Below are 25,075 nucleotides of genomic sequence, written 5' to 3'. Positions count from 1 at the left end.
TATTATCACATCTCATAATGAAATCACAATGTCATTAAAAGACGCAAAGTATCAGGGTATTACATACCACGAGCGCGGCGTACATCATCTGCTGTGATGTCATCACGGTCAACTAAGTTGCCTTCACGGTCGACCACATTACCGTCATTATTAACGTCTAGCTCTTCGCGCTGGATAGTCTCAACGATAGTTTCAGTATGACGCTCTGTTGTTTTACCAACATTAACTTCTTCAGACACATAAGTGTCTTTACCAACACGAGCACGTTCTGCTTCTAGCTCAACTTCAACGGTATCATTAACGTCCATATCACCGATGCGGCGGTCTGTTGGGCGATCAACGCTAGTGCGCTGAATATCAGCATGTTCTTCTTCTAGCTCAACCTCGACATTGCGCTCTTCAGTCACAACATGTTTGCCAACTTTTACAAGGCCTGCAACGATACGGTCTTTATTGACAGTCAAACGCTCTTCTAAAAGCTCTAGTGTGTTTGGTGCATCATAAGAATGGTCTGCGATGTCTACGCGCTCTTCAGCTGGAACGGTATCAGCAGTAAACGCTTGACGGTCTTTTTCGTACTGTTCTTTATAGCTGTACTGATAGTCGTGGTCATATACTTCCATGGCTTCTACTTGAGACTTGGTCAAGCTATCGAAGAAAACATCATCACCAACAATACGAGCAAGACCCGCTGGTACTAATACCTCTTTTGAGCTAAACCAGCCACCTGCATCAACGATTAGGTAACGAATACGGCCAGTAGTGTCTTCTACTAACGCACCTTCGATTTTACCAATTTTTTCTTCATTAACGCCGTAAGCAGTTTTGTCTGTTGGATCATAATAGTCATCACCGATTAGGTCACGATGAGTGGCTTGAATATCTTTTAAACGGATTAGTTGGCTCATTATTGTCTTCCTTTTTTATGAGTTAGTATTTGTAAAAATTATTTTATAAATGGATATTCTTAAAATTGCTGATGAATACTTATTTTAAATTCTAGGCAAAAATTACTTCAATAATCGAATTTCAATAAGTAAGTTAAGAGATATATCACAACATCTCTGCATCAACTTGTAGCCATCCTAACACTATGATTTTGGAGGAAATACATGAGCAAGGTAGCAAAATGTGCGCTTGGGGTAATTACATGTAATAGGCTGTAAGTGGTATAACATAGGTGGGGTACAACTTAACGAGTCTTAACACAAAGAAATGTTTGAAGTTAATGTTGAATCAATAGACACAAAAAAACCGCAGAGCAATGAGCAATGCGGTTCTTGAACAAAAAATAAATACCAATAAATGCGTGAAGTTAAATGTTACGTATTATCTGAACAAAGACACGCTAGTATTACTTTTACTTAAGGAAGCTCAATAGCAACGGCAACTGCTTCGCCGCCACCAATACAAAGTGTCGCAACGCCTTTTTTGCCGCCGGTACGCTTGAGAGAATTGATGAGTGTCACTAGGATTCGTGCACCTGAACAGCCTACTGGATGACCAAGCGCACAAGCGCCGCCTTCAACGTTAACTTTGGCGTGGTCGATGTTTAGCTCGTCCATAGCCGCCATAGTGACCATCGCAAAAGCTTCGTTAATTTCCCATAGATCCACATCAGCGACTGACCAGCCAGCATTTGCTAGTACTTTTTCGATGGCACCGATCGGAGCGATGGTGAATTCGCTTGGGTGACGAGAGTTTGAAGCAGTGGCAACGATGCGAGCTTGATAATCCAGACCTTCAGCCTTTGCTTGTGACTCTTTCATGACGACGACAGCAGCAGCACCGTCTGAGATTGAGCTGGCATTGGCTGCAGTGATCGTACCGTCTTTTGCAAATGCTGGGCGTAAGCTTGGGATACGATCAGCATTCGCTAGGCCTGGTTGCTCATCAGTATCGACCGTTTGCTCGCCTTTACGAGTTTCAAACGTCACAGGCTCAATTTCATCTTTGAAGTGATTGTCTTTGATAGCGGTTAGCGCGCGACTGAGTGATTCGATGGCAAACTCATCCATCTTTTCACGTGTATAGCCTTTTTTATCCGCCATTTCTTGAGCGAACATACCCATGAGCTTACCAGTCTCAGCATCTTCTAGGCCGTCTAAGAACATATGATCTTTGACTTCTTTGTGACCCATGCGGTAGCCACCACGCGACCCTGGCATCAGATACGGTGCATTGGTCATTGACTCCATACCACCAGCTACAGCAACATTGAAGCTACCAGCTTTGATGCCATCATGTGCTTGCATGACGGCTTTTAGACCTGAGCCGCATAGCTTGTTAATGGTGACCGCGCCAGTCGCGTCAGACAATCCAGCTTTGCGCATGGCTTGACGGGCAGGGCCTTGACCCAAACCTGCAGTCAAGATACAACCCATGATTACTTCATCAATATCATCGACACTAACGCCTGAGCGTTCGACAGCGGCTTTGATTGCAGCAGCGCCCAAATCGCTAGCACTCATGTCTTTTAGTACGCCTTGGAAGCCGCCCATTGGTGTACGTGCGCCGTTTAAGATTACAATTGCATCATTTGACATCGTTATTATTCCTTATTTACGTATTTTAAATGAAAGTGCCTCATAGAGAGGTAAGGGCTGGTTCGCTGTTACTCTTTATCAGTTAGCACTTGCCTGGCTCACTGATAAAGGGGGTGATAAGCGTGGCTTGCTAAAATTATGTTTTAAGCCAGCTCATCTAAGCGAATGCGTACTACTTTATCAGTAATGGTCTCTAATTTTTCAATTTTTTCGATAGCGATATTCATCTGACTCTCGACCACAGGTAGGGTTAAGATAATGACAGGTACTTGACCCACTTTATGCGCAGGTTTCTGTAGAATGGCATCGATATTGATACCTGCATCGCTTAGGATGCGAGTGATGTCCGCTAAAACACCTGGGCTATCATAAGCATGTACACGTAAGTAGTAACCAGTAATCATCTGCTCAGCACGTAATATTGGTGTGTCTGAGAGTTGCTCAGGGATAAATGCTAAGTGCGGTACATGGTGTCCACGATTGTTTTGCTCGCTGCTGTTTTGCTCGTCGCCACTTTTGCTACCTAATACACGGACGAGATCCATGACGTCGGCCATCACTGCCGAAGCAGTAGCACCAGCACCAGCGCCATCACCGCAGTAGAGTGTTTGCCCAAGTGGATGTGAGTTGACCAATACCGCGTTTTTTACGCCGTTGACATTGGCAAGCAACGCATCTTGTGGAATAAGCGTTGGATGTACACGCAACTCAACGCCAGCATCATCACTGTTGCCTTGACCATCACGGCGTACTGCAAATCCTAAATGTTTGATGCGATAGCCAAGCTCTTCGGCGTAGTTGACATCTTGTAGTGTGATACCAGTGATGCCTTCACAGTAGACTTTGTCAAACTGTAGCGGGATACCAAAGGCAATCGAGGCAAGCAAGGCTAGTTTGTGCGCCGCGTCGATGCCTTCCACATCAAAAGTTGGATCTGCTTCTGCATAACCCAGCTCTTGCGCCTCCTCTAGTACGTCGGCAAATGGGCGACCTTTGTCACGCATTTCGGTCATGATAAAGTTGCCAGTACCGTTAATGATACCTGCGAGCCAATCAACTTTATTGGCAGCAAGCGCTTCGCGCATCACTTTGATAATTGGGATACCGCCTGCCACCGCTGCTTCATAAGCAACATGGACATTATTTTCTTCAGCAAAGGCAAAAATCTCATTACCGTGTTCAGCCAATAGCGCTTTATTTGCAGTTACGACATGCTTACCGTTTTTAATAGCTTGCATGATGACGTCTTTAGCCAAGGTCGTACCACCAATCACTTCGATAACGATATCGACATTGTCGCTTGCCGCAATTGCCATCAAGTCACTGTTTTGCATGATGCTGGTATCAATATCATCACGCTGACGGCGCGTACCCACTTCGGTAATAATAATATCGCGTCCACTACGGCGTTTTAGCTCATCTAAATTGTCATTGATTAGGTTGATCACACCTGTTCCGACGGTGCCTAAACCAAGTATCGCTAGTTTGATGGAATTGCTCACAGTATCCTCAAGAGGTTAAATATAATGAAGCGGGCATAACGCTGGGGCAATAGCAAATGAGTCTGCGGCATAACACCGGCAGTCTATAGGCATTTTCTAGTGCTACTTTGCATACATACTTCATTATAGTTGAATAAAAAATGCTCAGATAAAAGGGTATTGCTAATTTTGCATCGCGCTTTATCGTATCATACCGACAAGCAGTTGTGACGTCTACACAATGTCGATAAGGTTATATAGGGTATAGATTATAGAATAACTATCGTGCTCATCTGTACTTGGCATACTCAGATATTGCTCAAGCGGTGCTGTCTTATATTTAAATCCATTCATATAAACGGTAGATATTAGAATATATTAAAAATATCACATGTTAGGATTAAGTATTAGTTTGCACCGACAGCTTGCGCCAGTTGTGCTGCAGGTAAATAGCCACCTACTTGCTCGCCTGCTTCAGTAAAGATGGCAGGGGTACCGCGTACACCCAGTCTTGATCCTAGAGCCATATGCGCTTGCACAGGGGTAGCACAGCTAGGCGCTTGCACATTGGCACCCATTTTTGCTTGATCCATCGCTGCGTTACGATCCTGACTACACCAGATAGCTTCCATCTTTGGCACAGACTCTTGACTGCGTGGCCATGCGAGATATCGCACTTCGATACCGCGCGCATTGATATCATCCATTTCTGAATGTAGTTTACGGCAGTAGCCACAGTCGGCATCAGTAAAGGCATAGACGACCGCTTTGGTCTCACCTTTTGCTGGATAAATGATCATCTCTTTTTTATCAACAGCTTTTAACGCTTCTTGCGCGGTACTGGCCGCCAAAGCAGCACTGATATCAACTGGCGTATCACCACCAACGGCAACGATCTGTCCTTGGATAATATGCTTACCCGACTTATCGGTAAAGAAAGAGGGTAGCCCTTCAGCAGTCACCCAATAAATACCGTCCATATCTGTTGGTACCGCTGAGACGATCGTTTCTTCGATACCAGAGGCCTTTAGGTTTGCTTGTAATGCACTAACTACTGCAGAGTCATTATCAGCTGACGCTTTGGCTGGTGCATCCTTGGTCTGCGCCGCGTTGACAACACTGGTATTACCGGTTGCATCCGCTGCATTGTTTGAGCAGCCAGCAGCAACACCTACTAGCAAGGCACTCATCACAAAACGAGATAGGGTAGTACGAGAGAAAAAATTATTCGTCGTGGTATTTTTGCTAATGGATGACGGCATATGGATTTCCTATAGGCATCGCGCCTAGACATGAGTTCGTTATATACAAAGCGTTGTGGATTACAATATATAGTAAGGTGTCTGTATAGTGTTTTAAAGGTTTAATTTTACAGAAGTTTTTATAAATGATTGATAGTAAAGATAAGCGGTAAAATCGCTATATTAGCATATTTATGGATAATGACAGCTCAAATGCACTGTCTAATAAATGCAAATAATCCCAACTTTTAAGAATAGCTGACAACACAAATTCAAAAAATAAGATACATTTGTACTATGTAATATATGGACGTGCCCTTGTAGTCTACTGCTAACAGCATTGTTATTATAAGAATTGTTTTTATAAGAACTCTAATAAAAAACTTTGTTTTAATGATTTCAGTAGTACTTACTTCAACAAATTTGCTTTAAGGAGCACACATGGCAGGTGCCAGTTTATTAACCTTACTTGATGATATCAGTGTGATATTGGATGACGTCTCCGTCATGACCAAAGTCGCTGCCAAAAAAACCGCTGGGGTATTGGGCGATGATTTGGCGTTGAATGCTGAGCAAGTTACTGGTGTCAAAGCCAACCGCGAACTACCTGTTGTCTGGGCAGTTGCTAAGGGCTCGTTCATCAATAAGCTCATTTTGGTACCAGCAGCGTTATTGATTAGTGCGATTTATCCACCGCTTGTCACGTTTTTATTGATGTGTGGCGGTCTGTTCTTGGTTTATGAGGGGGCTGAAAAAGTCATACATCGGTTTTGGCCACATGCATTGCCACATGATGAAGAACAAAATGCTCGCCGAAAAGCCAATGCCGATGAAACAGTCGATTTAGTGGCATTTGAAAAAGAAAAAATCAAAGGGGCCATACGTACAGATTTTATCTTATCCGCTGAGATTATCGTGATTGCACTAGGCGCAACGGCAAGTGCTACTTTGCTAGAACGCAGTTTAGTATTGTCCATCTTGGCAATTGGTATTACGATTGGTATTTATGGTTTGGTCGCTGGTATTGTCAAAATAGATGATGCAGGCCTACATCTGATGGAGCAAGAAAGCACGTTTAAGAAGAAATTAGGTAAGGTGATGTTTGCCGCCGCGCCAAAGCTCATGAAGTTTTTATCCATTGCAGGGACGTTGGCTATGTTCTTAGTGGGTGGCGGTATCTTAGTACATGGTATTGGCTTTTTGCATCACGGTGTAGAGGATATCGCACATCTCACTGGTATTTTTGAAGGAGTAACAACCACCGTATTAAATGGTGTTATTGGTTTTATTATCGGTGTGGCAGTTGTGGCATTGCTTACCATTATTGATAAAGTTCGCGGCAAAGATGATAAGGCTTCTTCTACTCATTAAGCTGGTTTGTGGTTTTATCTTATGTCCAATTTTATTCTAAATAGATAATTAAACAAAAACCTATTAAAGCAAAAGCCCCAAAGCTATTAGTAGCTTTGGGGCTTTTATATTTCTGCTTCTATATATTAGCTTTCGCTATCGGTATCATCAGACGCAAGCTTCTCAGCTTGGGTCGGTTTTTTATGATCCGTTTTGGGCTTGCGACTGCGTGCCTTTGGCACCTTCGGCGTCGTCAGGTTAAACATGCCGGTCTGTGGCAGCAATTGCTCAGCCACATTCTCGATCATGTTTTTATAGCTGGCGATGGTGGTCTTAGATTTAGCTGCTTGACTGTCATCTTTGCTCGTTTCTTTAGCAGATTCTTCTACTTTAGATTCGGTTGTTTGCTCAGCCTCTTCTGCATCAGACTTTTCTACATCTGCCTGTGTTGCATCAGCTTCCGTCGTATTGACTCCTTGTGCTTCACTGGCTTGAGCTTCTACACGGTTAGCAGCTGATTGCGCTTGCTCGACTTCTAGCAATTTCTCACTATCAGCGCTGACATGGTCAGCCTGAGCTTGATTGGCCAGTGCTGTCGCTTCAACGTTATGTGCATCCACTTCGCTATTGTTTTGCTTAGTATTTACTAGCGATGCTTCATTGCTCGAAGTCTGCTTTGTAGGAACACTCAACACAGCTGGCTCTTGGTAGTCAGGATGCTGACCGCGTGGATCATTGCTGGCACGCTTGCCAATGGCACGTGGTTCAACGGCGGTTTTGCCTTGAGCTACTGCAAATTGACTGACTGCTTGAGTCATCGCTGCGAAGCGTGCCAAGTAATCGGCTGCTAATGGCTGGTAGCCATAGTTGCTAAAGTCAAAGCGCTGACTGGCCATATTGTTGCTATGGTTGTCATCGACAGCATTCTCAACGTTGGTGCTATTATCTGCAGATTGCGCTTGCTCGTTATACAAGGCAATTGTCTCGATAAAGCAGCTGATAACGCCATTTTCTGCTAAGCGAGTTTGCGCGTCTGGCAGCGTCGCACGAATAAACTCACCAACGGTGCCACGTATCGCTGCTGCACTTACAGTAGTAGCTTCGACCTGAGGTGTTGCTTTTGCTTGCTGAGCACGTACCACACGTGGGTCGTTGCTAGCTTGACCAAACTTCTCAGCAGTCACGTAACGTTCACCAAACAGTGATTCGTGTGTTAACTCAAGTGCTGAGTTACTCATGCCTTTATCATTGGCACCACTGTCATTAGCTGGAACTTTTTTAGCTTCTTCAGCTTCGCTGACAGTATCAGTGGTACCAGTATCAGTGCTCTCAGCTTTCTGATGCTCGGGTTTGGCTTTGGCCTGCTCTGCATCAGCAGTTTTTGTACTAACTGACTGACTGTCTACGTCGCCAGCAGAGGCTAGTTGGTCGCTAGAAGAGGTTGGTTGCGCTTGTTCTGACTGATTTTTATTATCAGTGCTCTGCTTACGATCAGGTGCATTGTTTTGCACCTTAGCGTTAGTAGTCGCCTCTTGGTTGTTTTGAGTCTGATTCTCAGACGTCTCTACCGTACCCTTTTTATTGTCACCTTTTTGGTCAGTATTTTTCTCACTGTTACTAGGCTTGTTGGCAGCTTGCTGAGTAGCGTGATCTTTTGTGCTCTCGTTCTTTGCCGTGCCGTTTGTTGAGCGTTGTTTATCGCTAGATTGAGGCTTAGCAGGCGTGGACTTGCTATCATCTAAAGATAAGTGTACAACTTCTGACGCCTTTAGCTTGGTCGGTGCTTCATTGACTTGTAGCACGACTTCATTAGGGTCCTGACTACGACGTATGTCAGATTGGTTTTTACCATTGGCATCGTCGCTATTTTTATCATTTTGCTGCTTGTTTTGCTTAACATCGTCAGCCGTTAGCGTCTCACCACGCTCTAGCTTTCCGCGTGAGCCACGTTGGCTATGCGATTTACGCTTAGCGCGGACTTGTTCATCGGCTTTTTGGCCAGTTACGTTGTCTGTGTCATGACGATCGTTTGCTTTTTGGTTATTGTCTTGACGATTGCTGTTGTCTTGACGGTTATTACGATTGCGATCGTTAGTACGTCTGTTTTCCTGTTGACGCTTGTCTTGCTGTTGTTGGCCTTGCGTGTCAGACGATTTCTCATCAGCGCCGCTATTGGTATGGTTAGTCGTCTCGTCAGTCGCTTCTTTTCTTTGACGCGGCTTTGAGTTTCTTGACTTACGCGGCTTACGTCTTCTTTTGTCTTCGTTATTGCTGTCATCAGTATCGCTGTCGTTAGTACGGCGTGTCTGTTGACGATTAGCGTTGCTATCTGATGGTTGGTTGTCGTTTTTCTGATGATTGTTTTGTTGAGTTGGCTGCTCACTATTTGAAGCGGCACTATTCAATGCATTGCTATCAACTTGGCCAAATGAGCCTAAGCTTTGTGCGCCAGTATTTACCAAGGCCTCGATCGCTTCAGCGGCATCGCGACTACTGACACTAGGTGTGGTGGTGGCTTGCGGTGCTTGCGAAAACAGATTTGATAACCAAGCGACTGCTTTTGGTTGAGCAGTGGCTTCCACATTTTGAGCTTGCGCTGCGACTGGCGCTACAACGTTTTTAGGTTGACTGGCTTGTGGTGCGCGCGCTGGCGCAGCGTCATTAGCATTTTTATGATTACGGCGATCATTGCTATGATTGACGGTATCGTTCTGCGTAGCTGTGCTCTGCTTGTTGTTATCATTTGACGGTTTACGAGGCTGGCGAGTGGGCTGCTGCTCAGGGCGCTCTTTTTCAGCCGTTTGCCAGTCGACATTGTAGCCAAGGTCACTGTGCTCTTGTTGCTGGGTATCAGTGATACGCTCGTAACTCGATGGAGCAAAGCCATCGCGGTTAAAGTGCAGCTTAAAGTTTGGTGACTCTAAATGGGCGTGCGGCAAAATCGTGATACGCGTGCCACTGTCTTGCTCAAGATAAACCAAGCTGTCACGCTTTTCATTTAGCAAAAATGCTGCGATGTCGGTTGGAACTTCCGCCTGTACTTCACCTTGGCGTTCTTTGAGCGCAATTTGTTCAATTTGACGCATAATAGAGAGCGACAATGAACGCAGGTCACGAATCATACCGTTACCATGGCAACGTGGGCAGATATAACCAGTTGATTCTTCTAATGATGGACGTAGACGCTGACGGCTCATTTCCATCAGACCAAATTTAGAGATATCACCAAACTGGACGCGAGCACGATCGTATTTGGTCGCATCAATTAGACGCTTTTCTACTTCCTTTTGATGCTTATTGTCATTCATGTCAATAAAGTCAATAACGATCAAACCACCCATATCACGCAAACGCAGCTGACGGGCAATCTCGTCGGCCGCTTCTAGGTTGGTATGATAAGCAGTCTCAGCAACGTCTGAACCTTTAGTCGACTTAGCTGAGTTGATGTCGATAGAGACCAAGGCTTCTGTTTGGTCGATGACGATTGAGCCACCTGATGGTAGGCGCACCTCACGCTGATAGGCCGTTTCGATTTGTTTTTCGATATTAAAGCGCGAAAACATTGGTTCATAATCGGTATATTTGCGTAGCTTTTCGGCTTGTTTTGGCATCACTGCATCAATAAAGCCTGCTGCTTCAATATAAGCGTTTTCGTTATCAATCCAAATCTCAGCGATATCATCACGCAAATAGTCGCGGACAGCACGGGTAACGACACCTGCTTCTTGATGGACGAGGCGTGGTGAAGGGTACTTTTGGTTTTGTTCTTGGATGGCCTGCCAGATATTAAGCAAATGGTTAAGGTCATGTTGCAAGTCTTCTTGCGTCTTGCCGATACCCGCGGTACGAATGATAACGCTCATGCCTTTTGGCAAATCAAGATTGCTCAGCATACGTTTCATGTCTTCGCGCAGCTTGCCTGAGATTTGACGTGAGATACCGCCGCCACGAGGGTTGTTTGGCATAAGTACCAGATAGCGACCAGCCAAAGAGACATACGTCGATAGGGCAGCGCCTTTGTTACCGCGCTCTTCTTTTTCGACTTGGACGATTAGCTCGTCGCCTTCTTTAATCAGTTTTTTGATGTTTTCATCACGTGGGTTACCGCTTAGGTATTCGGCAGAGATTTCACGAATCGGCAAAAAACCTTGGCGCTGAGAGCCGTATTCGACAAATACCGCTTCGAGCGATGGCTCAACACGGGTTACATGGCCTTTATAAATGTTAGATTTTTTTTGCTCGCGGGTACGATTTTCTAGGTCGAAATCGTATAGATGATTGCCTGTACATAAGGCGACACGAATCTCTTCGTTTTGAGTTGCGTTGATCAAAATGCGTTTCATATTTATATCCTATGAGTACGCATAACAACGATGAGACAGTCTTTAAAAGATAGTGGCAAGTATGGCTAATATGACATTAGCATTTGTAGATATCAGTGAACGGTCGAACGTAAATCGTGGGTTTCGTAAAGCACGTGGGCTTTTTCAATGGCTCTTTTACCTGAACTTATGAGCGGTGCTCACATTAATATAAATAAAATAGGGCGTAAGGCTATGATACTTATATTCTATTATCAATAAACTTGGTACATATATGAATATGTCAGCGAATAAAAACTCTCTTAATGTCAGTACGTTCTATTGGTAGTGATGTTGGCGCACGTTGTAAGCGTGGGCGACGGTCAGTTACGGGTCTAAAAAATACTGATATTAAAAAGGCATATTGCGGTAGCCATTCATCCTTCAAAGTCTAACAATAATATCGCGGTCGTGATTGCTACTATATATCGTAGCGTCATCAGTCAGCGGTTATCTATTCAGGCAAAGCGATTGGTTACTCTTTATTTATCGTTCTTTATATATCGTCAATAATATCTTGGGTGTCTCAAGGTTAGGTATCACAGCTTTGGTTATCAGCGGGGCGTACTTGGCAAACAGAGTAATGGACCAGCTTGTCAGCATGGTATCGTATTTACCTCTTTATCGTCATCTGTTTGACCACCAATACTCAGGCAGCTATCGAACTATTTTTCGATCCTAACGCTAACCGACCCATACTTGCTCAACTATGCTGTCATAAAGGACCATCAGATAAGTAATCATTAAATAATAAATAGTTATCAAAAAAAGTCGTTGTCATGCAGTTAGTGAGTCAATGTGGTGTTGTCATCCGTTAATAAATAGACTGATCGTCAAAGTTATTAACGCGATGGTATTTAGTGTCACTATTTGTTTTATGGTACCGAGTAAAATTCGATACAGTGTTTTAATTTATAGGGCTGTGTTTGGTAACGAATACCTTTAAATGCTAATGCCTCTAAACGACTGGCCCTACAATTAGATGAAACGTTTCATAGCAGCAGGGTAAATAGCATTGACCTCTTTACTAGCAATCAGTAAATACTGGAAAGTAATAAAACGGTGACCAGCTATCTGAAACAACAATGATTATTGCTGTCGCCTCTGCTTAATTGTCGCTCAACATGCTAAACTATAACAAATCTTTGTGTAAATACCTAACTAAAAATGACAAACTCAAAAATGACTGACGACGCTCCTACCCATGAAGCCCCTGCTATTTTCAATAGTAAAACCCGCCCACAAAGCGCTGACGATGAGATTAGCAACTTCGGCAAGGTAAACTACCTTGAAGTGACGCGACATCAACATGACCAGCGTTTGGATAACTTTTTGCTCAATCGTTTGAAGGGTTTGCCAAAATCGCACATCTATAAAATGATTCGCTCAGATGAAGTGCGCGTCAACAATAAACGCTGTAAGGCACATGATAGATTGCAGCGTGAAGACGTCGTGCGTATCGCACCTGTGGAGCTAGCAACGCGCGAAAAACCCATCATCAGTGCTGAGTTTGCTAAAAGCTTGCTCGCCCGCGTGGTCTATGAAGATGAAGGCTTGATCGTACTAAACAAGCCTTTTGGTATTGCAGTGCATGGCGGTAGTGGTTTGGACTTTGGGGTCATCGAAGCCATGCGTGAAGTGACGGGTAAAAAGTATCTAGAGCTGATTCACCGCATCGACAAAGATACCTCAGGGCTGTTGATGATCTCCAAAAAACGCTCAACACTCAAAGTATTGCAGCAGCACTTAGTAGATAAAACCATTCAAAAGCACTATCTATGCCTTGCCAAAGGACAGCCTGCGCTGAATGAGCAACGTATCAATGCACCATTATTGCGTTATACACTTGCTAGCGGCGAACGCCGTGTCAAGGTAGATAGCCAAGACCCGCAAGCGAAAGAAAGCCAAACAGACATCATCGTCCATGATCGCTTTATGATTAATAGTCAGCCAGTAAGCCTCATCGAAGCCAAGCCACTAACTGGCCGCACGCATCAAATCCGTGTGCATTTGGCTCATATTGGTCATGCTATCTTGGGTGATGATAAGTATAACGTGCATGATAAATCAGGCGTTCATCGTCTGTGCTTGCATGCGTGGCGCTTAGATATTCCGGGTTATGACGCTATTACCGCACCATTGCCAGACGACATGGCGGATTGGCTACCAGAGACAGCCAAGTTGCCTGAATAAGTCTAAATATAATCATTTTGGTCTAAAAATGTAGACCTTTATAGAAACATGAAAACGTCACGATACCTTATTTAATCAATAAGCCGCCGTGACGTTTTCGTATCTGCTACTTACTATTGCTATTCGTTAAGGTGAATCCATGACTGAAACATCGACACCTCACACTAAAACACCCAATCAATATACTCAGTCAGTAGATAAGCATGATTTGTCTGACAAAACGCTGATCATTTTTGATTGGGACGGTACGCTGATGGATTCTATCGGCTTAATTGTGGATTCTATGCATGTGGCTGGAGAGGCACATGGATTTAAGACGACTGATAAAGCGGTGAAAGACATCATTGGTCTGAGTTTAATGAATGGTATCGAGATTTTATATCCTTATGCAGATGAGTCGCAGACGCTCGCCATTCAGCAGACTTATGCAGAGTACTATATTGCTAATAGCCACTGCACGCCACTCTTTGAGCCGATAGAGGATATGTTGCAGACTCTGCAGAAGCAGGGCAAAAAGCTTGCTGTTGCAACTGGTAAAAAAAGAAAAGGGCTAGATCGTGTATTGGATGCCTCTGACAGTCGCGATTATTTTGTCATGACACGCTGTGCTGATGAGTCAGGCTCAAAGCCTGATCCGCAGATGTTAATCGATATTTTGGCGTATACACAAAAAGAGGTTTCTGATGCCGTGTTTATCGGAGACAGTATCTATGATATTCAAATGGCAACCAAGCTTGGCATGACCAGTATCGCGGTCAACTATGGCACAGCAACAAGTGCAGAGCTTGCCGCTCAGCAGCCGACATATCAGGTTGATACGCCGCAAGCATTGGCTAAGCTATTGTGTGCTTAAATAAAAGCCTTTTTAACTTACATAAAAAAAGGGTTTATCGTTAATATCGACAAACCCCTTTTTTGATGCCTGGCAAAGACAATATTTATTCAGCATCTTTTGGTGCGTCTGTCACTGAGTTAGCTGCCAGTTGTTCACTAGCATCATTAGCAGTATCATTTTGTGTCAGATTACTCTCAATGATTTTGTCATTATCCAGTTGATAATCGTACCATCTACCCATGACACCAGCCAGCTCATCCAGACCTTCTTTTCTCAAGGCTGAAAACAACTGGATAGTACAGTTTAAGCCGAGTTTTTTGAGTCTTTTACGGGTATTGAGTAGGGCGTTTTTAGAGGCACCATACTTAAGCTTATCCGCTTTAGTCAGCAAGATGTGTACGGGTAGGTCACCATCTTTTGCCCAATGCAGCATCTGCTCGTCAAAAAACTTGAGTGGGTGACGAATGTCCGTCATCAGCACTAGGCCAGCAAGACTTGAGCGCGATACTAAATACTCTTCTAGCTCGACCTGCCATTCTTTTTTCATCTCAAGTGGTACAGCGGCATAACCGTAACCTGGCAAATCAACCAGTCGTCTATCAGTGTTACCGATACTAAAAAAGTTAATCATCTGCGTACGTCCTGGCGTTTTGGACGAGCGTGCAAGCTGGCGCTGATTGGTCAAAGCGTTGATAGCTGAGGATTTACCAGCGTTCGAGCGTCCTGCAAAGGCAACTTCTAATCCCATATCAGGTGGGCAAAGCTTAAAGGTGGGCGCTGATGTCATAAATTCAGTCTGCTGAATTTTCTGACGAGCTTTGGTGTTGAACAGCGCATGTTCGGCAGCAACATCGGTAAACGGGGTATTCATAAATGGCTCATTAATCTTAAAAAATTAGATACGGGTATAAAATTCTGGTTAGCTGGTGGTTGGCTTAAGCCATGACTTCAATTTAGCAAATATGCAAAAAGTGGTAAGAGGCTCTGCTTCATCAGCGCTCATACCTTGTAAAGTTAGCGATTTGATATTATCCGCTATTCTATACTATTACCTGTCTTACTTATTGAAATAACTGCGATTAGCATCATATAAATAGTAGGATAACATTAAAGTTAATTGTTGATTAGAATAAGTTTTTAGTATTAACAAAGCTGAATATAATTTATCTATGTTTGCATGACATATATTGTTACAATGTTTAATAAAAGACATTTAGGACGTATTGAACATTCGACCATGGCACTGACAGCGACTATTTTTTAGGCGATTCGATGTTAAAAATAATAAGTTTAGTCACTCTAAGCGCTTATTTTTAACGATGAAGCGGCAAAAAAGAGTCCTGTCCCCTGCTTTTTATCGTTGGGGCTGATGCTAAAATTGCCCCATACTGCGTTACAAATCTTGCTAAGGCATCTGCATTATCGTCGCTTTGTGCCTTGTCTGGAACCATTTTAGCGATCAGCAGTGCCTATCTGCGAATGTTCAACACGCCCTAATAGAACGATTGATGTGACACGTGAAATCTCACGAGGAGGTGCTCTATGTTTTCAATCAATAGACTTCTTAGTAAGGGCTATCATGCTCTAACAGTTGGCAGTGCTGCCTTATTGCTAAGTGGCATCATGATCAGTAGCGCAGGTGCGGCTGATATTGCTACTACTTATGATAACTCATGTGCAGCCTGTCATGATAGTGGCGCACTAAATGCTATCAAAAAAGGCGATAGTGCCAAATGGCAGAAACTTATTGAGCAAAAGGGCATGCCGACACTCATTAAATCTGTCAAAAGTGGCATGATTCAAATGCCAGCAGGCGGTCTTTGTAACACCTGTAGCGATGATGACTACCGCAAGCTTATCGAGTATATGAGCAAATAGTCCATTTAGACATGAAGCTTGAAGCGATAAAATAGAGCGCTGGGTTTACAACCTGAATGCGCTTTTTATTTTTGCCCTATACTTTAGGCTATGCTCATCAGAAAACTGATGAATACTACGATTAAGTAGGCAAATGATACAAAGTCTTGCTATAATAATCGAAAATAAACCCTGATGTTAGTAAGTACTTTCAGACTGCTTGTGTCCAAGACCTCAAAATATATGCCACGCCTATGATTAAAGAGGCGACTATATTAGGTATCTTATCCGTGCAATCACTCTAAATAATGCTTACGCCGAGCTAGTAGGATTTGTATCAATGAAAAAGTTAATCGCTGCTGCCAGCTTATGCGTTGCAAGTTTCAGCGTACAAGCTGCTATTATTGTTCCTGAGTATGACGTCGATGCAGGTCAGAAAATTGCAGAAACCGTTTGTGCTGCTTGTCATGGTCTTAATGGGGTCAGTATTGTTCCTGCGCAGCCAAACCTTGGCGGCCAAAATGTAAAATATCTTTATAAACAGTTAGTTAACTTTAAAGCAGGCTATCGCAAAAACGGTATCATGCAGTCACAGGTTGCTAACTTGTCTCAGCAAGATCTAGCCAACGTGGCAGGTTACTACTCTAGCCAAGCGCCTTGGGGTGTTGGATACGGCAACCCTGCAACGAACCAAGAAGCCACCAAACTATTCTTGGGTGGCGATAAATCACGCGGTGTGATTGGTTGTGCTGGTTGTCATGGTCCGGATGGTGCAGGTAACCCTTGGGCAGCGTTTCCAAAATTAGGCGGACAGCATGCCCAATACATTGCCACTCAGCTAAAACTATTCCGTGCCGCTGGACGTGCTGATGATATCGATAGCGATGATCAAAAACGTGTCAATGATGCTGCGAAAGAAGGTGAGATGGGTATGATGCAAACCGTTGCATCGAAATTATCAGATCGTGACATTCGTATCTTGTCAGACTATGTGAGTGCTATTCACTAATTAAACGGCACTGATGATCACTATCTGATACGCACGTTGTAGATAGAATTATTGAGCACCTTGCACATATTGATCATGTCTGAACTACTAAACCCCGATTTCGGGGTTTTTTTATAACTGTTTGTCCCTTATATTGAAAAGACAGTGTACAGCTGAATTGCTTTACAGAGGTAACTCATTGCTCTGTATAATTATAAATTACCGTTATTCACTTTATACCATACTCAAAAATGCGATTAGCTGTATCGAACTCGTTTTGCTTGCTACTGTCGTTTTTGTGAATGGTATTAGATCGTTTGGATTGAGATTATGATGATCCGTTATGCTTCTTATTTTATCGCGGTATTGTTACCGTTGTTATTATTTCGCTGGTTTGCCCCTGCTTCAATCGGTGAGATCGATTTTTGGTTATTATGGCTGCTAGCAATGGTGTTGGTCGCGTTGCCAGTTGTTTATGCTGAGATAGCTTTGGCTTATCGTAGTGTCGAGGGACCTTTGGCCGGTATGCAAAAGCTCACTCGCGAATCAGATGCAAGCCCAATATGGCGAAGCTTTGGTTGGCTGGCTGCATTGGTTTCTATTGTGATTGCAGCATTGATCATATCAGGTGCCAGTACAGGGATATTAACCGCTTTGACTGAGCTTAATAGTACCCCTGATGTACCAAGTTTTGCGGTTGCCGCAGGGTTGATGGTTATTACTGTGCTATTAAGTCTGCTTGGCGTTGCGCCTTTGCCTATTGGCCTCGGATTGATGGTCGTTGGATTAATATTGGGCATCGCAAATGGTGTGCCTAATATTAGTTTTGCTATGACCGATATCAGCTTGGTTGAATGGGCGCGGGCAGTGGCGCTAGCATTGGTCAGTGTTGGTGCGGGTACAGGGTTGTACTGGTTCGGGCAAAACTTGGTCAGTAGGCAGACGGTCACTGCCGTGGAAGCAAGCAGCCAACAAGCACAAAGTAGGGCTGCTCGTGATTATCGTGCCACTAAATTGGTATTACCAATTTGGATTTTGCAGGTATTGGTAGGGGTTGTCGCGTTATTTATTAGTGGTATGTCGTTACCACCGATTGGACAACTACTCTATTGGGCTGGCGTACTATTCGTCGTTAGCTATTTGCTGCATTACAGTACTCAGCAGTTAGCGCATAAGTTTGGGCTGTTAGTTAGCTTGATAATAACTTTTGTTTTAGCATTGCTACTAGTGGTTGCGATTCCGACGACTTGGCTGGTAGGCATTCTAGTTATAGTGAGTAGCATAGCGGTACTACTATTATCGGTATTTGCAGGATGGCAGATGAAGATCAGTCATTTACGCAAATCATTGAACTTTAGCAGCGAAGCATTCTATAACTTATGGCGAGTCGCGATACGTCTTGTCGTACCGCTGGCATTGCTATTGGCGTTAATAGGTTGGGTAATACAGTGGTTGAGCTAACAGGTGATGTCAGTAAGCATAGTAATAGTAATGCACTGCAATCGGAGTTAATGACAGTCTATCTGGCGTATGCGGAAGATGAGCAGCGCCAGCATTATCTGGTGTTAAAGGTTAGCCAAGGTACGAGTCTGTATGAGGCACTAGGCAAAGCTGGCTGGCTTGAAAGGTTTGCAGCGCTGGCAAAATGGTGTGAGCAAGCAGTAAACGTTACAACGCCAACCGCTAAACGTTGGCATGTGGGCATCTATGCACAAAAACAGCCGCTGAATTATCTATTGCAGCCTTTTGACCGTATCGAGGTATATCGCAGTTTAAGCGCTGATCCAATGTCTCAGCGCAAAAATAAATCTCGCGGTTAAGTTATTATTAATTTTAACTGTTAGTCATTCGAGCTGATAAATCGTACGGATTACGATGCTGGCAAGCTCTCGATACCTTCGATGCGAGTGACCAAACCATTATCATCAAAGTAAACGACTAAGTGTTGGCTTGCATTTTTGACATCAGCAATGCCTTTACGGCGGCCTTCGGTGCCTGCTTGGTAATCGTAAATGTAATCCCAGCGCTTAGGTTCAAGGGTATCTCTAATCGCAGGACTGCCAAGGATATAAAGTACTTGGTTCTGATTCATCCCTACTTTTAGTTTTTGTGCTTGGGTTTGAGTAATCGCTGTGCCTTGAGGCAAATCAATCTTATAAACGCTCAATAGTGAGCAGCCAGACATAGCGACAGTAGCGCTCAGCATACTGGTGATAACAATGTTACGTAGTACGCTGGCATGGCTTAACGGACGAAAATTTAATGTCTTTATCATGGTAAGATGACTCATAAGAAATGAATTAGGCGCGGCCAAAGTTAGATGGTGCGAGTCTGACCGACAATCTTGGACAAATGATACGTCATTTACTTGCAATTGCCTACCACTTACGACATTATTTACCAAACACCACCTGAATGGTTTTATTATTTATATTTTAAATTCATAGGCTTGCACTGCGGTTATTCAGGGAATTATAAAGCAGTCCGTCACCTCATCAGCACTGTTTTGAGGGTGTTAAAACCACTTATATTTAATAAAGAATAATCAGCAACGATTATTTATCTCATATTTTTTAGTTTTTCATTTGCTAAGACTGTCACAGTCAGAAGGGATATTATGGCTTCTTTTACCAATCAAGATTTACGTAGAGCAGGATTGAAAGTTACGTTGCCTCGTATTAAGATTTTAGAGCTGCTAGAAAGCGCCGAGTTACACCACATGAGTGCAGAAGAAATATACAAGGCGCTCATCGAACAAGGTGAAGATGTTGGTCTTGCCACGGTCTATCGTGTACTCACCCAATTTGAGCAGGCGGGCATTGTAGAGCGTCATAACTTTGAAAATAACTTGTCAGTGTTTGAAATTACCCAAGAAGAGCATCACGATCACTTGGTTTGCGATGTTTGTGGCAAAATCATTGAATTCCATAATGAGATGATCGAGGAAGAGCAGCTGAAAGTCGCAGAAAAGCACGGCTTTAAACTATCGGGTCACTCGTTAGTCTTATATGGTATCTGTGCTGACCAAGCTTGCAGAGACAGTGCCAAGTAAAGACCTTGGTTATCAATCAAAGCTTTATTTTTATAAATGACTCTAAGATCTCTTATATTAAAAAGCCCTCATTATTGATAATGAGGGCTTTTTTGAGTTTAATTTTTCAGTATGTACTGACATCACTCTCAATGGCTTAACTGATGTCTAACGATAAACTATCGGCACCTTCATCCAAATTCGCTTTACCATTTCTACTACTAAGCTTGATTTTTAGGCGTAAATCGTTAGGAGAGTCAGCATGTAAAATGGCTTCTTTGTAAGTGATTTCTCCTTGTTCATACAAGTCAAAAAGCGCTTGATCAAAGGTTTGCATACCGCTGTCTCGAGAGCGTGTCATGACGTCTTTGATTTCATGCACCTCACCTTTACGGATATAGTCGCTAATTAACTGTGAGTTTAATAAAATCTCAATAGCAGCACGGCGTCCTTTGCCATCAGGGGTTGGAATGAGCTGCTGAGCGATAATGGCCTGCAAGTTCAGTGACAAATCCATAAATAGCTGATTATGACGACTGGTTTCAAAGAAATGAATAATACGGTCAATCGCTTGGTTGGCATTATTGGCATGCAAGGTTGCAAATACCAGATGCCCTGTCTCAGCGTACTGGATAGCGTAGCTCATGACCTCACGGTTACGAATCTCACCAATCAAGATGACATCTGGTGCTTGGCGCAGCGTATTTTTTAGTCCTGCTTCAAATGAATGAGTGTCGATACCGACTTCACGCTGAGTGATGATACAACCACGATGTTTATGGACAAACTCGATAGGGTCTTCTATGGTAATGATATGCCCATGAGAGTTTTGGTTACGATGTCCAATCATAGCCGCGAGCGTAGAGGATTTACCTGTGCCGGTCGCGCCGACCAGCAAGATAATGCCGCGCTTTTTCATGGCCAGTTCTTTGAGCGCTGGCGGCAAGCGTAGTTCCTCAACAGTTGGGATCTTATTCTCAATTTTCCGTAAAATCATTCCTGCCATATCGCGCTGTATGAATGCACTGACCCGAAAACGTGCTTGCTGTGCTTCATCAGATATAGCAAATTGACACTCGTTCGTCTCTTTAAATTCTTTTTGCTGGCTAGGGGTCATCACTCCTTTGACTAACATCATGGTCTGATCAGCGGTCAAAGGGGTTTTACCGACAGGTAAAATTTTTCCATTTACTTTCATGGAAGGCGCTACATCAGCAGTAATAAAAAGGTCAGAGCCATTTTTATTAATCATCAACTGCAATAATTTATCAATGTCCATATCGTACCTGCATTCGATGTAAGTCGATTAAAAGTTATTTAGAGTAGTGTATTAAAGGTCATTCATAGAGACCAATAACAATCTAGCACCATTCACGCTTTTTTGTGATTTGGCTGAGACTATAAAAATGCCTCAGGTTGCTTGGCATAAGGGCGAGCCACATCTTTACTGATGGTGCCTTTGCCAACCAAGTTTTTTAGCGTTTGATCGAGTGTAATCATGCCTTCGCCTGCACCCGTTTGGATGGCAGAATACATCTGAGCAATTTTGTTTTCACGTATTAAGTTACGGATAGCGGGTGTGCCTAGCATGATTTCATGAGCTGCCACACGTCCACCAGCTTGACGACGCAATAGGGTTTGTGAAATAACGGCTTGTAGTGACTCCGATAGCATGGCACGAATCATATCTTTTTCGGCGGCAGGGAATACGTCGATGACACGGTCAATCGTCTTAGCGGCTGAGCTAGTATGCAGAGTGCCGAATACTAAATGTCCTGTTTCGGCCGCAGTCAGTGCCAAACGAATGGTCTCAAGGTCACGTAACTCACCAACCAAGATGACATCTGGATCTTCTCGCAATGCTGAACGTAATGCAGGCTCAAAACCTAAGGTATCGCGGTGCACTTCACGCTGGTTAATCAGGCTTTTTTTCGATTCATGGACAAATTCAATCGGATCTTCAATTGTTAAAATATGCTCTTTACGACTTTCGTTAATATAATTAATCATGGCCGCTAGCGTCGTCGATTTACCCGAACCAGTTGGGCCGGTAACTAGCACCACGCCACGTTTGAAGTCTGAGACACGTTTGAACACGTCGCCCATCCCTAAGTCTTCCATGGTCAATACTTTAGAAGGGATGGTACGAAATACCGCGCCTGCGCCGCGATTTTGATTGAATGCATTGACTCGAAAACGTGCCAAGTTTGGAATCTCAAAAGAAAAATCTGTCTCAAAAAATTCTTCAAAATCAGCGCGCTGCTTGTCGTTCATAATGTCATAAATGAGCTGATGAACCACTTGGTGCGTCATCGCAGGCATATTGATGCGTGTCATCTCACCATCGGTACGAATCATCGCAGGCATGCCAGCTGAAATATGTAAATCCGATGCTTTATGTTTGACCGTAAAACGTAGCAAGTCTTCGATACTTAAGGTGTTTTTTTCAGCCATAATCCGATATTCCTATCAATTAGTCAGGGTAAGACAAAAGAGCATAAAGGCACGTGGTAAACTATCCATCAATCGCTTTGTTTAAGCGTAAAATATTGAAGAGTGAACCAGCATGCCGTCTTTACCACCGCTATCATATTCAGTAGCATATGTTAAAGCATGTAACAATATCATAACAAGACTGTGAGTATTTAACCATCTACTCCTTTAAGAAAATATGAAATTAGTCATTTTTCAGCTAATTTTATATATGGGCGATAAATAATTTTTTATTAAAAATATTTAAATTAAGCAATCTCAGCCATAAACTTTTTATAAAACATATTAAAAATTAAGTAAATTTTGAGAGCCTTATATATGACTGATATGAAAGAGACAAATCAAAGTGTTGATAATCAGACGCTTGTCGCTAATTGGCAGCAAGTCAAAGAGCAAATGACCCAAGCCTATGAACAGGCATCTGAGCGAGATAGTAGATCTGCCAATACTACCATTTTGCTAGCCGTGTCAAAAACCAAGCCTGCCAATATGATTGCTACTTTGGCGAATGAGGGACAGCAGCACTTTGGCGAAAACTATCTACAAGAAGCCATTGAAAAAATAAATACGCTAAAATCGAATCCTGCATGCGCGGATATCGTCTGGCATTATATCGGCAGTATTCAGCGTAATAAAACACGCGATATTGCCGAGCATTTTGATTGGGTGCAAACCCTTGAGCGCGATATCATTGCCAAACGTTTAAACGATCAACGCCCAGATGAGCTCCCAGCATTGAACGTATTAATTCAGGTAAATATTGATAACGAAGACAGCAAGTCAGGTTGCCTACCAGCAGAACTGCCAGCATTGATCATAGCGATTAAAGGCTATGAGCGCTTGCAACTGCGCGGGTTGATGATTATCCCTGCCAAAGCAGATACAAACGCTTTTGCACGGACCAAGGCATTGTTTGACGATATAAAAGCCAGCCATCCAGAGTTGAATGCTTGGGATACACTTAGTATGGGGATGAGTGGTGATATGGCAGAGGCGATAGACAACGGCTCTACCATGGTACGTGTTGGTACGGCTATCTTTGGTGCGCGAGACTAAATCATGTCCCTAATGCAAACGTTTATCACCATTCTGAAAATACGAACACGCCCTAGAATCCTGCGTACTAGGCCAATCGAATGAGTCACTAATTGACCGATCAAGTCGTCTCTTCTAATCTGGTCACTAGCATTTGCGTGATTTTTAGATTGTCTGTTGCAATGATTTCAAACCGATAATTGGCATACTCGATCGTATCAGTCTTCTTAGGAATTTTGCGCAGCATATACATCATAAAGCCACTGATGGTCTCATAGTTCTCACTGCGCGGTAAATCGACGATATCTAATGCACGAATGACATCTTCAATAGGGGTCATACCATCGATCAACCATGAGTTGTCTGTGCGCTGAACAATAGGCTGCTCCTCAAGCGTCACAAGCTCGCCCATCACAATGCTCATCACGTCTTTGAGTGTGATAACACCAACCACAAGCCCATATTCATTCACGATGACAGCGAAGTCTGCGCCAGTCGATTTGAACATCTCTAATACTTCAAACAAAGACAACGTATCAGGTACAAAGAGCGCAGGCTTTAGCAGAGATTTGTTTGTCAGGCTAACCTCTTGCTGATTTAAAACCAAGGCCAGAAAGCTACGAGACTCTACATAACCCACGATATGTTCTAGGTCGTCATCATGGCAGACCAAAAACTTATTGTGTGGCTGCTCAATCATGATATTTACGACTTCTTCGGTACTGGTTTTGGTATCAAAATAAACGATATTTTCGCGTGGGTTCATCACTGAGGTGACGGTACGCTCCTGCATATCAAAGATATTTTCTATCAGATGATGCTCTTGTTTTTTTAGCACGCCTGCTTCAGCGCCTGCATCCATGACGGCATAGATATCTTCTGGGGTCATATCGTCTTGGCGGATGGTTGAGATACCAAAGGATTTAAAAAGGATATTTGCAGCGCCATCGAACACCCAGATAATGGGTTTTAATATAAAAATCAAGAGAATCATTGGACGTACCAGTCGCACCGCTATCGCCTCAGCACTCGACATTGCCAAGCGTCTGGGCATGAGATCGGCAAGTAGTGAAAACAAGCTGGTGATGAGTACAAACGATATCACTGAAGCCACCGCTTCACTATTAAACATCTGCTCCAGATAAGGACTAATGGCTGACTCGCCTACAGCACCCGCCGAGATAGCAACCGCATTCAGTACTATCTGTACGACCGTGATAAAGCTCCCAGGATGATCCTGCATATTGAGGACGTCAAGTGCGCGAACATCGCCTTCTTTTGCCATGATTTGCAGTTTGATTTTGCGCCCTGCGGCAATCGCGATTTCAGCCGCAGAGACAAAGGTACTCAAGGCAAGTAGAAGGAGAAGAAAAACACTGGCAGTTAGCAAGCTCATGACATACTCGAAAAGAAGTAAAGCGGAATTGGGTCAAAAATAATCAGTAGTTAAAGGGAGAAAATCAGAAGGTGGACGGTAAATTTGTTCATGTATAAAAACCAAAAAAGCTGGGCAAGCACCCAGCTAATAGGAAAAATTCGACGTTTTGTCAAACGATCTGACTTGCACCTTTCAACTCATAAATTCGTAAATCATATAGGGCGTGTTGAACATTCGCAAATAGGCACTGCTGATCGCTAAAATGGTTCCAGACAAGGCACAAAGC

19 protein-coding genes are annotated in these 25,075 nt (G+C 43.4%); 9 read left to right on the top strand and 10 right to left on the bottom strand.

The genetic code is table 11. The annotated features are described in order from the left end of the window. Positions 1 to 59: 59 nt before the first annotated feature. The 4 genes from GYK50_RS11235 to GYK50_RS11220 all read right to left on the bottom strand — a co-directional run bounded on the left by GYK50_RS11235 (position 60) and on the right by GYK50_RS11220 (position 5,289). On the bottom strand, positions 60 to 908 hold the full coding sequence (locus GYK50_RS11235; protein ID WP_093067530.1) for a DUF2382 domain-containing protein: 849 nt from the start codon (positions 906 to 908) through the stop codon (positions 60 to 62). Between the two features lie 456 nt (positions 909 to 1,364). Beyond that, entirely contained in the window at positions 1,365 to 2,546 is a 1,182-nt protein-coding gene (locus tag GYK50_RS11230) for a thiolase family protein (protein WP_071002379.1), read from the bottom strand. Positions 2,547 to 2,689: 143 nt separating this feature from the next. Beyond that, positions 2,690 to 4,048, bottom strand: coding sequence for a homoserine dehydrogenase (locus tag GYK50_RS11225; protein WP_212563953.1), 1,359 nt, complete (start codon positions 4,046 to 4,048; stop codon positions 2,690 to 2,692). A gap of 386 nt (positions 4,049 to 4,434) precedes the next feature. Continuing rightward, positions 4,435 to 5,289 carry a DsbC family protein gene (locus GYK50_RS11220; protein WP_420070458.1) on the bottom strand — a complete coding sequence of 285 codons (855 nt, stop codon included), beginning with the start codon at positions 5,287 to 5,289 and terminating at the stop codon, positions 4,435 to 4,437. A 420-nt stretch (positions 5,290 to 5,709) separates the two neighbouring features. Here GYK50_RS11220 and GYK50_RS11215 point away from each other — a divergent pair, with 420 nt between their 5' ends. Beyond that, positions 5,710 to 6,639, top strand: a complete 930-nt coding sequence (locus tag GYK50_RS11215) for a DUF808 domain-containing protein (protein ID WP_071002377.1) — start codon at positions 5,710 to 5,712, stop codon at positions 6,637 to 6,639. 125 nt (positions 6,640 to 6,764) lie between these two features. Here GYK50_RS11215 and GYK50_RS11210 read toward each other — a convergent pair whose 3' ends face one another. After that, entirely contained in the window at positions 6,765 to 10,961 is a 4,197-nt protein-coding gene (locus GYK50_RS11210; RefSeq protein WP_212563952.1) for an Rne/Rng family ribonuclease, read from the bottom strand. Positions 10,962 to 12,161: 1,200 nt separating this feature from the next. Between GYK50_RS11210 and GYK50_RS11205 the strand changes: the two genes are divergently transcribed. Next, positions 12,162 to 13,172 carry an RluA family pseudouridine synthase gene (locus tag GYK50_RS11205; protein ID WP_212563951.1) on the top strand — a complete coding sequence of 337 codons (1,011 nt, stop codon included), beginning with the start codon at positions 12,162 to 12,164 and terminating at the stop codon, positions 13,170 to 13,172. Between the two features lie 139 nt (positions 13,173 to 13,311). Beyond that, positions 13,312 to 14,025, top strand: coding sequence for an HAD family hydrolase (locus GYK50_RS11200; RefSeq protein WP_212563950.1), 714 nt, complete (start codon positions 13,312 to 13,314; stop codon positions 14,023 to 14,025). Between the two features lie 85 nt (positions 14,026 to 14,110). On the opposite strand, the gene yihA is transcribed toward GYK50_RS11200, so the two are convergent. Continuing rightward, positions 14,111 to 14,878 carry a ribosome biogenesis GTP-binding protein YihA/YsxC gene (yihA, locus tag GYK50_RS11195; RefSeq protein ID WP_286707907.1) on the bottom strand — a complete coding sequence of 256 codons (768 nt, stop codon included), beginning with the start codon at positions 14,876 to 14,878 and terminating at the stop codon, positions 14,111 to 14,113. Positions 14,879 to 15,549: 671 nt separating this feature from the next. On the opposite strand from yihA, the gene GYK50_RS11190 reads away from it, so the two are divergent. The 4 genes from GYK50_RS11190 to GYK50_RS11175 all read left to right on the top strand — a co-directional run bounded on the left by GYK50_RS11190 (position 15,550) and on the right by GYK50_RS11175 (position 18,672). Next, a complete protein-coding gene (locus GYK50_RS11190) occupies positions 15,550 to 15,885 on the top strand; it encodes a c-type cytochrome (protein ID WP_058024226.1) in 336 nt (111 codons plus the stop codon). Positions 15,886 to 16,204: 319 nt separating this feature from the next. Beyond that, positions 16,205 to 16,873, top strand: coding sequence for a c-type cytochrome (locus GYK50_RS11185; protein WP_212563949.1), 669 nt, complete (start codon positions 16,205 to 16,207; stop codon positions 16,871 to 16,873). Positions 16,874 to 17,182: 309 nt separating this feature from the next. After that, the gene (locus GYK50_RS11180; protein WP_093067566.1) at positions 17,183 to 18,313 is read left to right on the top strand and encodes a hypothetical protein; all 1,131 of its coding nucleotides are present in this window, start codon (positions 17,183 to 17,185) and stop codon (positions 18,311 to 18,313) included. After that, positions 18,289 to 18,672: an RnfH family protein gene (locus GYK50_RS11175; RefSeq protein WP_286708507.1), complete on the top strand. Its 384-nt coding sequence runs from the start codon at positions 18,289 to 18,291 to the stop codon at positions 18,670 to 18,672. Before GYK50_RS11180 ends, GYK50_RS11175 begins: the two co-directional genes overlap by 25 nt. Positions 18,673 to 18,722: 50 nt before the next feature. Here the strand turns inward: GYK50_RS11175 and GYK50_RS11170 are convergent, their stop codons facing one another. After that, complete coding sequence (locus GYK50_RS11170) at positions 18,723 to 19,142, bottom strand: outer membrane protein assembly factor BamE (protein WP_058024230.1); 420 nt, start codon at positions 19,140 to 19,142, stop codon at positions 18,723 to 18,725. 327 nt (positions 19,143 to 19,469) lie between these two features. Between GYK50_RS11170 and fur the strand changes: the two genes are divergently transcribed. Beyond that, positions 19,470 to 19,904, top strand: a complete 435-nt coding sequence (fur, locus tag GYK50_RS11165) for a ferric iron uptake transcriptional regulator (protein ID WP_058024231.1) — start codon at positions 19,470 to 19,472, stop codon at positions 19,902 to 19,904. 136 nt (positions 19,905 to 20,040) lie between these two features. Here fur and GYK50_RS11160 read toward each other — a convergent pair whose 3' ends face one another. Both GYK50_RS11160 and GYK50_RS11155 read right to left on the bottom strand, forming a co-directional pair. Continuing rightward, positions 20,041 to 21,162 (bottom strand): PilT/PilU family type 4a pilus ATPase, encoded by a 1,122-nt coding sequence (locus GYK50_RS11160; RefSeq protein ID WP_212563948.1) that lies wholly within the window; start codon positions 21,160 to 21,162, stop codon positions 20,041 to 20,043. Between the two features lie 119 nt (positions 21,163 to 21,281). Beyond that, positions 21,282 to 22,337 (bottom strand): type IV pilus twitching motility protein PilT, encoded by a 1,056-nt coding sequence (locus tag GYK50_RS11155; protein ID WP_093067571.1) that lies wholly within the window; start codon positions 22,335 to 22,337, stop codon positions 21,282 to 21,284. Positions 22,338 to 22,703: 366 nt separating this feature from the next. Between GYK50_RS11155 and GYK50_RS11150 the strand changes: the two genes are divergently transcribed. After that, positions 22,704 to 23,432: a YggS family pyridoxal phosphate-dependent enzyme gene (locus GYK50_RS11150; protein ID WP_071003702.1), complete on the top strand. Its 729-nt coding sequence runs from the start codon at positions 22,704 to 22,706 to the stop codon at positions 23,430 to 23,432. Between the two features lie 100 nt (positions 23,433 to 23,532). Here the strand turns inward: GYK50_RS11150 and paeA are convergent, their stop codons facing one another. Continuing rightward, positions 23,533 to 24,807: a polyamine export protein PaeA gene (gene paeA / locus GYK50_RS11145; RefSeq protein WP_186475165.1), complete on the bottom strand. Its 1,275-nt coding sequence runs from the start codon at positions 24,805 to 24,807 to the stop codon at positions 23,533 to 23,535. Positions 24,808 to 25,075: the final 268 nt, after the last annotated feature.

Origin of the sequence: Psychrobacter pacificensis, assembly GCF_018336615.1 — a bacterium.
Classification (GTDB): domain Bacteria; phylum Pseudomonadota; class Gammaproteobacteria; order Pseudomonadales; family Moraxellaceae; genus Psychrobacter; species Psychrobacter pacificensis.
The sequence above is the reverse complement of the archived record's forward strand: the minus strand, read 5'-3'. Positions and strand labels throughout refer to the sequence as shown.